This window comes from Limosilactobacillus galli, assembly GCF_947381495.1.
Classification (GTDB): Bacteria; Bacillota; Bacilli; order Lactobacillales; family Lactobacillaceae; genus Limosilactobacillus; species Limosilactobacillus galli.
The window spans coordinates 58,063-67,795 of sequence record NZ_CANCWK010000006.1 but is presented as its reverse complement, the minus strand read 5'-3'; the positions used below and the strand labels follow the sequence as shown (position 1 = coordinate 67,795).

Genomic DNA, 9,733 nt, shown 5'->3' with positions numbered 1-9,733 from the left:
GAGAACTAGACCAAAAGCCAAAGTGGCTTAGTCTAGTTCTCAAAAATCTCTTCATCCTTACCGATTGACAAAGAGCCATTTAAACCAAAAAAGATGGCGATGAATTATCCAATCCATTGCCATCCTTTTCATTTATTTAGTTGTCACGGATAACCGTACCAACCTTGCCAGCCAGAGCATCGTCAAGGCCGTTGAGGGAAGTGATGATTGCTTCACGCTCAGGGTGACCTTCAACAAATGACAGGCAAGCTTCAATCTTAGGCAGCATGCTTCCGGCAGCAAACTGCTTTTCGTCCATGTACTTGTGGGCTTCATTGATCGTCAATGTCTTCAAAGCCTTTTCGTCTGGCTTGCCGTAGTTTACGTAAACGTAATCTACCGCCGTCAGGATGATCAGCTTGTCAGCACTGATTTGATCAGCCAGGAGTGCACTTGAACGGTCCTTGTCGATAACAGCAGGAACACCTTGGAGGCCGTCGTCAGTCATGATGACTGGGACACCACCGCCACCACCAGCGATAACCAGGGCACCGGATTCAATCAGCGTGTTGATGCTGTTGAGTTCCATGATCTTCTTCGGCAGTGGTGAAGGAACAACTTGACGGTAACCCCGTCCAGCATCTTCCTTAAAGGTGTAGCCCTTTTCCTTTTCGATCTGCTCAGCTTGTTCCTTCGTGTAGAAGTCACCAACTGGCTTGGATGGGTTATCGAATGCCGGGTCCTGTGGATCAACAGCGATTTGAGTAACAATCGTGGCCACATTCTTGTTCATCCAACGCTTGTGCAGTTCGTTTTGGAGACTTTGTTGTAAGTGGTAACCAATGTAACCTTGGCTCATAGCACCACATTCTGGGAATGGGAAGGCAGCCGTCTTGCCATTTTCAGCAGCAAAGTTCATCCCTAAGTTAATAGCACCAACCTGTGGACCGTTACCGTGACTGATAACAACTTGGTTACCAGCATCGATCAGACCGATCAGTGAGGAAGCAGTGTTCTTAACCAGCTTTAATTGCTCTTCAGGTGACTTACCAAGGGCGTTACCACCTAAGGCAACAACTACTTTAGCCATGTAGTGATCCTCCCTTGATTAGCCTTGTTCACCTAAGGTTGCAACCATAACAGCCTTGATGGTGTGCATCCGGTTTTCAGCTTCACGGAAGACAACGGAGTGCTTGCTTTCGAAGACTTCGTCAGTAACTTCCATTTCCTTAAGACCGAACTTCTTGTAGATTTCCTTACCAACTTCAGTGTCAAGGTTGTGGAATGCAGGCAGGCAGTGTTCGAATAGAACGTTAGGGTTCTCAGTAGCCTTCATAACGTCCATCGTTACTTGGTAAGGCTTAAGCAGGTTGATCCGCTTTTCCCACATGTCGTCGGATTCACCCATTGATACCCAAACATCGGCGTAGATAACATCCATGCCCTTAACGCCTTCCTTGATGTCGTTAGAAACAACGATCTTGGCGCCAGTTTCCTTGGCAATTGCGTTAGCCTTGTCAAGAACTTCCTTAGTTGGGTTCAATTCCTTAGGAGTTACAACGTGGTATTCCATCCCCATAACGGCAGCACCGAGCATCAGGGCGTTAGAAACGTTGTCTTGACCGTCACCAACGAAGGCAAACTTGATGTCTTCGTAAGGCTTCTTCAATACTTCGTGAGCAGTTAAGAAGTCGGCCAGAACTTGAGTTGGGTGGTCTTCGTCAGTCAGACCGTTCCAAACTGGAACACCTGAGTACTTAGCAAGAGTTTCAACGTTCCGTTGTGAGAAGCCACGGTATTCGATACCATCGAACATCCCACCAAGAACACGAGCAGTATCCTTAACAGATTCCTTGTGACCAATGTGTGAGCCTGAAGGACCTAAGTAGGTAACGTGAGCACCTTCGTCCTTAGCACCAACTTCGAAGGAGCAACGAGTACGAGTTGAGCTCTTTTCGAAGATCAATGCGATGTTCTTACCTTCAAGGTTCTTAGCTTCAGTACCAGCGTACTTTGCCTTCTTCAGATCTTCGGCTAAGTTAAGCATGTATTCCATTTCACGCTTGTTGAAGTCTGAAAGAGTTAAGAAACTACGATTACGTAAATTAAAAGCCATAATTAATTCCTCCTTGGTTATTACAGTTACTATCATACCGGTATACTTCAAGAAGCTTCGCATAACATCGCAAAAACGCACAAGAAAATTTTCCTTTTTTCAGCTCCTCAAGGCCCATTATAACATCAATGAAAGCGGAACCACGATTTTTATAAAACAAAACCCCTTTTAAGGGAAAAATCGCTTTCAATAAATTATAATCATTGTGCAAAAACGCACAGAGGTATAAAATATTTTTGAGTTTCAAAGAACTTCATTTTACTTCAATAAAAACAAGAGGAGTCCTGACCTGTGAACTTTTACATCGTTAACGATAGCGACGATTCCACGGAATTACTAAAAGATATTATTGAAAATGACTTCAACAATTCAATTGTCGGTACTACTAACAACTCCCAGCAAGCCTACGATGATGCTATGCGGCTCAGCATCGACATCATGTTTGTCAACTTCGCCATGCCGCGGATTGACGGCATCGAACTGGTCCGCCGTATTCAGGACAGTCGGCACTACCCGCACTTCATCATGATGGCCCCGGCAGTTGACCCGGCCACCCGAACGCGGGCCTATAAGAACGGTATCGACTTCTTCCTGGAAAAGCCGCTCAACATCGCTGAGGTTAAGACCGTCATTAAATTGGCCAGCCAAAACATTGACATGTCCAAGCGCCTGCTGCAAATTCTGGACCTGGTCAGCGGGGCGGCCACTAACAGCAACACGGTTTCGATCAGTTATAAGGAAAAGCAAAAGGAAAACGCCAAGTCGATTCTCCGCTTCCTCGGCATCACTGCTGGCAACGGGGGCCAGGAGATCATCAGCATCGTTAACATGATGATAGAGCGGGAACTCGACTTTGAGGAGATCAACTTTGAGGAGAGCTACCACTGTGATAAGCACGGGAAGAAGATCATCTTCCAGCGGGTCCGGCGTGATATCCGGGCGGGGCTGACCAACCTTGCCCATATGTGCATCGACTATCCGGAAAACGACATCATCCTAGAATACGCTAATAACCTGTATGAATATAAAAACGTCCACAATGAGATTGCCTACCTCCAGGGCCAACGCCAGACGGGGGGCCAGGTATCGATCAAGCATTTCTTCAACGGGTTAATCCAGGAAAGCAATTAAAAAGGAAGCCGGCAATCAAGCCAGCTTCCTTTTATATTATTAACTACTTCTAGTATCGCCAAAGTTGCCACGCCAGGTATAGCCAAAGACCCACAAGGAAGACAACGTAGGCTGCCGCGAGCCAGATAACGTACTGCAAAAAGTTCCAGCCGATGATCGCCTTCATAATCCAGAGGCAGATTGCCAGGACGATCCAGACCGCCAGGCGACGCTGAACTCGCTCTAAATCAGCTCGTAAATGTTCCTGCACTGCTCTCACCTCATCGAAAAAGAGCCACTAGCACATCCGACCAGCAGCTCATAATCGTTTTTACTTGTTTTCGTCCATTTCGGCACGTAATTTCTTGCCAATCTCTTCGTAACCAGGCTTGCCCAGCAGGCCGAACATGTTGACCTTATAGGCTTCAACACCTGGTTGATTGAATGGGTTGATCCCATTCAGGTAACCGGAAATCCCCATGGCCACTTCAAAGAAGTAGATCAGGTAACCGAGCGTGTACTCGTTTTCCTCTGGAATGTGGACGGTCATTACCGGAACACCGCCAGCCGTGTGGGCCGCGACAACGGCTTCGTAGGCCTTGGTGTTGGCGAAGTCCATCGTCTTGCCTTCCAGGTACTTCAAGCCGTCCAGGTTGTCGTCCTCACTTGGAATTTCAACATCGTAGTTCGGCTTATCCAGCTTAACGACGGTTTCCATCAGGAAGCGCCGGCCTTCCTGGATGTACTGGCCCAGAGAGTGGAGGTCGGTGGTAAAGTTGGCGCTGGATGGGTAAATGCCCTTGTGGTCCTTCCCTTCGGATTCGCCGGCCAATTGCTTCCACCATTCGGCAAACATCCGCATGTTCGGTTCGTAGTTTTCCAGCAGCTCAGTTTCGTAGCCCTTCCGGTAGAGGATGTTCCGGTAAGCAGCGTATTGGTAGGCCTCGTTCTTGGTCAGGTCGGGATCAACGAAGTCCTTCTCAGCCTGAGCGGCACCGGCCATCAGTTGGTCGATGTCAGCGCCGGAAGCGGCGATTGGCAAGAGACCCACTGGGCACAGGACGGAGTAACGGCCGCCGACACCATCTGGGATCACAAAGGATTCGTAGCCGTTGGCATCAGCTTCGGTCTTCAGCGCTCCCTTGGCCTTGTCGGTCGTCGCGTAGATCCGCTTGTTAGCTTCTTCTTGGCCGTACTTTTCAATCAGCTTCTTCTTGAAGATCCGGAAGGCAATGGATGGCTCCGTCGTCGTCCCAGACTTGGAAACAACATTGACAGAGAAGTCCTTGTCGCCGATCAACTGCAGCAGGTCGTGCACGTAGGTGGAGCTCAGGGAGTTCCCGGCAAAGATCACCAGCGGGTACTTGCGGTCCTTAGCACTCTGCGCCTGGTAGAAGGTGTTGTGCAAAAAGTCGATTGCCATCTGGGCCCCCAGGTAGGAACCCCCAATTCCGATGACGACCAGGATGTCGGAGTCGGATTGGATCTTCTTGGCTGCGGCCTTGATCCGGGCAAACTCGTCCTTGTCGTATTCCGTTGGCAGATGGAGCCAGTCACGGAAGTCCGCGCCGGCACCGGTGCCGTTGCGAAGTTCATCGTCGGCGGCGTTGACCATTGCCTGCATCTCGCCTAATTCATTGTCATTAACGAATTGCTTCAAGCCTTGCTTATCTAATGAAACATGCGCCATATCAAATAACTTCTTTCTTTTTATATTAGCTAAATTCCAAATACAATTAAATGATAGCGAATTCACCTGATGGTTGCAATCAAATTTCAAGAGATAATAAAAAAGTTCAGAACGATATCTTGCGATTCGTTCTGAACTTTTAATTTTAAGTATTTTAAGCAAAGGCCGTGGCGATACTCCCGATAACAATCAGGGCAATCCCCAGAATGGTGAAGGTCATTTCACGAGAAGTCTTCTGTTCGTGCAGAACCAGCACCCCACCGATTGTGGCGATAATAACGTTCATCTGACTGAAGACGAAAGCCGTGGTGATCCCGAGGGCTTTACCAGCGAAGATGTAGGCCAGGGCAGCAACACCCCATGAGAGTCCCCCCAGGATGTTTAAGTACTGTTCCTTCTGCTTGAATGCAGCAATGTTGCCAGAAGCAATCGTGTAGATCACGGAACCAAGCAGGATCCCCAGCATTTCAGGAAGAAAGATCCCCAACGCACTCTGGTCAGCAACCACTGGAATCTTAGGAAAGGCAGAGTAGATCCAGTAACCGATCGTCGTGAAGAGCAGGAAGAGGAAGTCCTTAGCCGTTACCTTCTTGCTGGACGTTCCTTCCGTCATTGAAGTCATCAGGGCACCGACAATGATTACAGCTAGGGCAACGAACCCGATCGTCAGGGCCTTGGCACCACGCCATTCGCCGAAGATGATGGCACCGATGATGGAGTTACCAACTAACTGTAAAACCGTTGAAATCGGCGTAGTCTTAGAAACCCCGATCCGCTTGAATGAGATGAACTGTCCGATCTGACCGATCGTCCAGAGGGCACCACAGACAACGGAGAACCAGAAAGCCGTGGTGCTAACCGTGGGATGACCAATCGCAAAGGCAATCAAACCGATAATAGTTGCCCCGGCACCGATCCCAAACATCTGGTTAACCGCTGATCCACCGATCTTTCCGGTAATCAGTGGCATGAATCCCCAACCAAGGGCTGGAATTAATGCAATCAAATAACTCATAGTACAATTCTCTCCTATCAATCAATAACAAATATTACAAGATAGTAATCTAGCACAATGCAAACGTTTACGCAATCGTTTTCAATAAGTTAATGATTGAACAAAGTGAATTGGTTACTTTTAGATAGCGCTTCCCCGGGAATTTAATTTTTTTCTTTGGAAGACGTTTTCCCTGTTCCATGCGGGGCATGGTCGCGGTCTGGGAAGAAGACCGTGAAGGTGGTCCCCTTCCCGTACTTGCTCTCGACAGTCACCTTGCCGCCGTGCAGGAGCACCAGCTGGTGGACGATGGCCAGGCCCAGTCCGGACTCGCCATACTTGGTGTTCATCCGGGAACGATCAGCCTTGTAGTAGCGTTCCCAGATATTGGCCAGCTGATCTTTGGTCATCCCGATTCCGTTGTCGGTCACCTTGAACTGGCTCCCATCAGCGACCTTTCGTCCTTGGATCTTGATCAGGCCATTTTGAGTGAATTGAATGGCATTTTGCGTAATGTTGAACATAATTTGGACAAACCGGTCATAATCAGCGTAAACCCGCAGCTCTGAAGTAACATCCAGCTCAATGCGGTCACCCTGGGCCCGCGCCTTCTTGCTCAGCTGTTCCTGCAAATTGGCTAAGACGGCTGCAGCGTCGAAAACCTTACGTTCCATCGAGATCTGGTTAGTGCGGATCTTCTCATAGTCCAGATTATCGTTGACCAGGCGAATCAGCCGCCGGGTTTCATTCTGCATCAGCTGAATACTGTGCTGCTTATCTTCCTCGGGAATAACGTCGTACTCGAGGCCCTCCAGGATGCCGTTGATCGTTGTTAACGGCGTCCGCATCTCATGGGCTGCATCAGCCATGAACTGCCGCCGCCGCTCTTCCTGACGGTGAATTTCCTGGCGCGACTCCTCCAGCGACTTGGTCATCGTGTTAAAACTCTGTGCCAGGTCATTTATCTCGTCCTTGCCTTCCGTGGCGACCTGAACATTATAATTGCCCCGAGCAACCTCGTGCGTCGCCTTTTGCAGACGCTCGATCCGCTGGGTGATCGACCGGGCCAGGAAGTAACTGACGGCTAACGTCAGCAGGGCCGCGATCACAAAGGCTACCAAGAGGTTGAGGACAATCTGGTGCATATTTTCCTTAATGGTCGAAATCAGCGTGGCAATGGAGACTACCGCTACCATTTTCCCCTTATAGAAGTACGGTTTGAGAACCTCGGTCATCTCGGGAGTCTTGGTATCGGCAACCTGGTGGTCGAATTTAGCCATCGTCACCTTAGTGCAGAGGACCTCGCCATCCTTGAGTTTATTCCACTGGTCCTTGGTAATGGTCGAGGTGAAGCCATTGCTGGCATAGATCTGCCGCTGGGCCGTATCATAGATTGCAAAGTGAACATGCTGCCGGGTCAGCAGGCTGGCATTGGTTTGAAGAGAGTCCGTGGCAAAGCCTTCAAAGCTCCGGTTAGCGGGATCATAACGAATTGAGTCCTGCACCAGACTGTCTGAGTAGCTCTTCAATTGATTCCAGGTGTTGTGGTAAAGCGTGTTATTAGTTACCTGCACAAAAGAAACGCTCAGGATCACTAGCAGGATAATGATGATCGTAAAGAAGGTCAGCATCAATCGATACATTAACTTCATTTGCAACTATTCTCCCTCATCATCAAACTTGTAACCGACACCCCAGACAGTCTTGATAACCTGGGGTCCAATATCTTCCAGCTTCTGCCGCAGTTTCTTGATATGCGCATCAACCGTCCGCTCGTCCCCATAGTATTCATAATCCCAAACCAGCTGAAGCAGCTGAGAACGCGTGAAAACCTGCCGCGGCTTGGAGGCTAGTGTCTTTAACAGGTCAAATTCTTTAGGGGTCAAGTCGTTGACCGGCTTCCCATAAAGGTAAACTTCCCGTGTTTTAGTATTCATCTTAAAGTGATCAGTTTGAACATCAAAGTCACTCTCCGCCTGCTGTTGCTGCTGGTTGAGCTGGCCCAGCTGACTCCGCCGATGCAAGGCCTTGATCCGGGCTACCAGGGTGATGGGACTAAAGGGCTTGGTTACGTAGTCATCAGCCCCGATCTCCAGTCCCAGAACCTGGTCGCTTTCAGTATCGCGCGCCGTCAGCATGATCAGTGGAACAATTGGCGAAATTCGCCGAATATCAGCAGCGACCTGCATCCCATCCTTCTTAGGCAGGTTAAGGTCCAGCAGGATGATATCCCACTTATCCGGTTGGTCAGCAAACTTCTGCTCCCCAGCCACACCATCATAGGCAAATTCATACTGCCATTGGTTCTTCTTGAAGAACATCGCCATCATCTCACAGACAGAATGGTTGTCTTCAATCATCAGGATGTTCATGAGTAGTTACACTTCCTTAAGAATTCTTAATTGGTCATTTTTCCTAGTTTAACATTCATCCCCGGTCAGTGCCCGTGATTGGCCCGAGAAGTCATCATTAATTCAAATTTAGCTATTCAGTTGAGGTATGTTCAACCATTGACTTAAAGTATTATCAATTTTGACGGTGAAAGTTTATAATGAAAATGGTTACAAAAGAAAGGAGACTGTTTTTATGAAATCTGCTGTTTTTGCTAAAGCGAGTCAGATGAAGCTGGTCGACATCGACAAGCCAACTGTTCAGGCCCCCGATGACGTTATCATTAGGGTGGTCCGTACCTGTGTCTGCGGTTCCGACCTGTGGAACTTCCGGGGAATCAACCCGGTTGAAGCCAACGCCGAAAACTCCGGTCACGAAGCTATCGGAATCGTTGAAGAAGTCGGTGAAGACATCACCACTGTTAAACCCGGCGACTTTGTCATCGCCCCATTCACCCACGGCTGCGGCCACTGTGCTGCCTGCCGGGCCGGGTTTGATGGCTCTTGCCAAAGCCACACGGACAACTTCAGCAACGGTGTTCAGGCCGAATACATCCGCTTCCAGCACGGTCAATGGGCTCTGGTGAAGATCCCCGGCAAGCCAAGCGACTACAGTGAAGGCATGCTCAAGTCCCTGCTAACCCTGGCCGATGTCATGGCTACTGGTTACCACGCCGCTCGGGTTGCCAACGTTAACGCCGGCGACACCGTGGTTGTCATGGGTGACGGTGCGGTTGGTCTCTGTGCCATCATCGCCGCTAAGATGCGCGGTGCTAAGCGCATTATCTCCACGAGCCGTCACGCTGACCGGCTGGCCCTGGCCAAGGAATTCGGCGCTACTGACAACGTCGAAGAACGTGGTGACGAAGCCGTTAAGAAGATCATGGATCTCACCAACGGTAACGGTGCTGATGCCGTACTCGAATGTGTCGGAACTGAACAGTCAACTGACACGGTAATGAAGGTTGGCCGTCCTGGTGCCATCATCGGCCGGGTTGGCCTTCCCCACATCTCTAAGCAGGACATGACCACCCCATTCTACAAGAACACGATCGTTGCCGGTGGTCCGGCTTCTGTTACGACCTACGACAAGGCCGTTCTGCTCAAGGCCGTTCTCGACGGTGAAATCAACCCTGGTAAGGTCTTCACCAAGAGCTTCAGCCTCGACGACATTGATACTGCTTACAAGGGTATGGACCAACGTCAAGTTATCAAGTCCTACGTCATCGTTAATGACTAATCTTAAGCAAATTATGACCAGTGTACTCGATGGCTACGCTGTTTTTTTGCTTTAAATGCGGTCAGCAACTGCTGTAAAGATGTTATACGACAGCTGTCCAAAACTAAAAAGCTCTTATGCCAGCCTTTGGAGCTGGTATAAGAGCTTTCTTTATGGAGATGACGGGGAAAAGACCCCCGTTCTGCTAACCTCTTTAGTCGTAAGGGCTACGGTG

The 9,733-nt window shown here is 49.3% G+C and carries 9 protein-coding genes; 2 read left to right on the top strand and 7 right to left on the bottom strand.

The window, feature by feature from the left end; all coding sequences use genetic code 11:
• Nucleotides 1-136: 136 nt before the first annotated feature.
• Together arcC and argF are read right to left on the bottom strand one after the other, a co-directional pair.
• Nucleotides 137-1,069: a carbamate kinase gene (gene arcC, locus QOS10_RS02705; RefSeq protein ID WP_283593539.1), complete on the bottom strand. Its 933-nt coding sequence runs from the start codon at nt 1,067-1,069 to the stop codon at nt 137-139.
• A gap of 18 nt (nt 1,070-1,087) precedes the next feature.
• On the bottom strand, nt 1,088-2,095 hold the full coding sequence (argF, locus tag QOS10_RS02700) for an ornithine carbamoyltransferase (RefSeq protein WP_283593538.1): 1,008 nt from the start codon (nt 2,093-2,095) through the stop codon (nt 1,088-1,090).
• Nucleotides 2,096-2,386: 291 nt separating this feature from the next.
• Here argF and QOS10_RS02695 point away from each other — a divergent pair, with 291 nt between their 5' ends.
• Entirely contained in the window at nt 2,387-3,226 is an 840-nt protein-coding gene (locus tag QOS10_RS02695) for a DNA-binding domain-containing protein (RefSeq protein ID WP_283593537.1), read from the top strand.
• 49 nt (nt 3,227-3,275) lie between these two features.
• On the opposite strand, the gene QOS10_RS02690 is transcribed toward QOS10_RS02695, so the two are convergent.
• The 5 genes from QOS10_RS02690 to QOS10_RS02670 form a co-directional block, all read right to left on the bottom strand.
• Nucleotides 3,276-3,476, bottom strand: a complete 201-nt coding sequence (locus QOS10_RS02690) for a hypothetical protein (protein ID WP_283593535.1) — start codon at nt 3,474-3,476, stop codon at nt 3,276-3,278.
• A 60-nt stretch (nt 3,477-3,536) separates the two neighbouring features.
• The gene (locus QOS10_RS02685) at nt 3,537-4,895 is read right to left on the bottom strand and encodes a glucose-6-phosphate isomerase (RefSeq protein WP_283593534.1); all 1,359 of its coding nucleotides are present in this window, start codon (nt 4,893-4,895) and stop codon (nt 3,537-3,539) included.
• A 154-nt stretch (nt 4,896-5,049) separates the two neighbouring features.
• A complete protein-coding gene (locus QOS10_RS02680) occupies nt 5,050-5,910 on the bottom strand; it encodes a GRP family sugar transporter (RefSeq protein ID WP_283593532.1) in 861 nt (286 codons plus the stop codon).
• Between the two features lie 143 nt (nt 5,911-6,053).
• Nucleotides 6,054-7,541 carry a sensor histidine kinase gene (locus tag QOS10_RS02675; RefSeq protein ID WP_283593531.1) on the bottom strand — a complete coding sequence of 496 codons (1,488 nt, stop codon included), beginning with the start codon at nt 7,539-7,541 and terminating at the stop codon, nt 6,054-6,056.
• A gap of 6 nt (nt 7,542-7,547) precedes the next feature.
• Entirely contained in the window at nt 7,548-8,261 is a 714-nt protein-coding gene (locus tag QOS10_RS02670) for a response regulator transcription factor (RefSeq protein WP_283593530.1), read from the bottom strand.
• Between the two features lie 214 nt (nt 8,262-8,475).
• Between QOS10_RS02670 and QOS10_RS02665 the strand changes: the two genes are divergently transcribed.
• Complete coding sequence (locus QOS10_RS02665; RefSeq protein ID WP_283593529.1) at nt 8,476-9,519, top strand: zinc-binding dehydrogenase; 1,044 nt, start codon at nt 8,476-8,478, stop codon at nt 9,517-9,519.
• The last annotated feature ends 214 nt before the right edge of the window (nt 9,520-9,733 follow it).

Bases quoted from the DNA above. Each gene is read 5' to 3' on its own strand.
- QOS10_RS02675 (WP_283593531.1), bottom strand. From the start codon at position 7,541: ATGAAGTTAATGTATCGATTGATGCTGACCTTCTTTACGATCATCATT.
- QOS10_RS02680 (WP_283593532.1), bottom strand. From the start codon at position 5,910: ATGAGTTATTTGATTGCATTAATTCCAGCCCTTGGTTGGGGATTCATG.
- QOS10_RS02665 (WP_283593529.1), top strand. From the start codon at position 8,476: ATGAAATCTGCTGTTTTTGCTAAAGCGAGTCAGATGAAGCTGGTCGAC.
- QOS10_RS02685 (WP_283593534.1), bottom strand. From the start codon at position 4,895: ATGGCGCATGTTTCATTAGATAAGCAAGGCTTGAAGCAATTCGTTAAT.
- arcC (WP_283593539.1), bottom strand. From the start codon at position 1,069: ATGGCTAAAGTAGTTGTTGCCTTAGGTGGTAACGCCCTTGGTAAGTCA.
- argF (WP_283593538.1), bottom strand. From the start codon at position 2,095: ATGGCTTTTAATTTACGTAATCGTAGTTTCTTAACTCTTTCAGACTTC.
- QOS10_RS02670 (WP_283593530.1), bottom strand. From the start codon at position 8,261: ATGAACATCCTGATGATTGAAGACAACCATTCTGTCTGTGAGATGATG.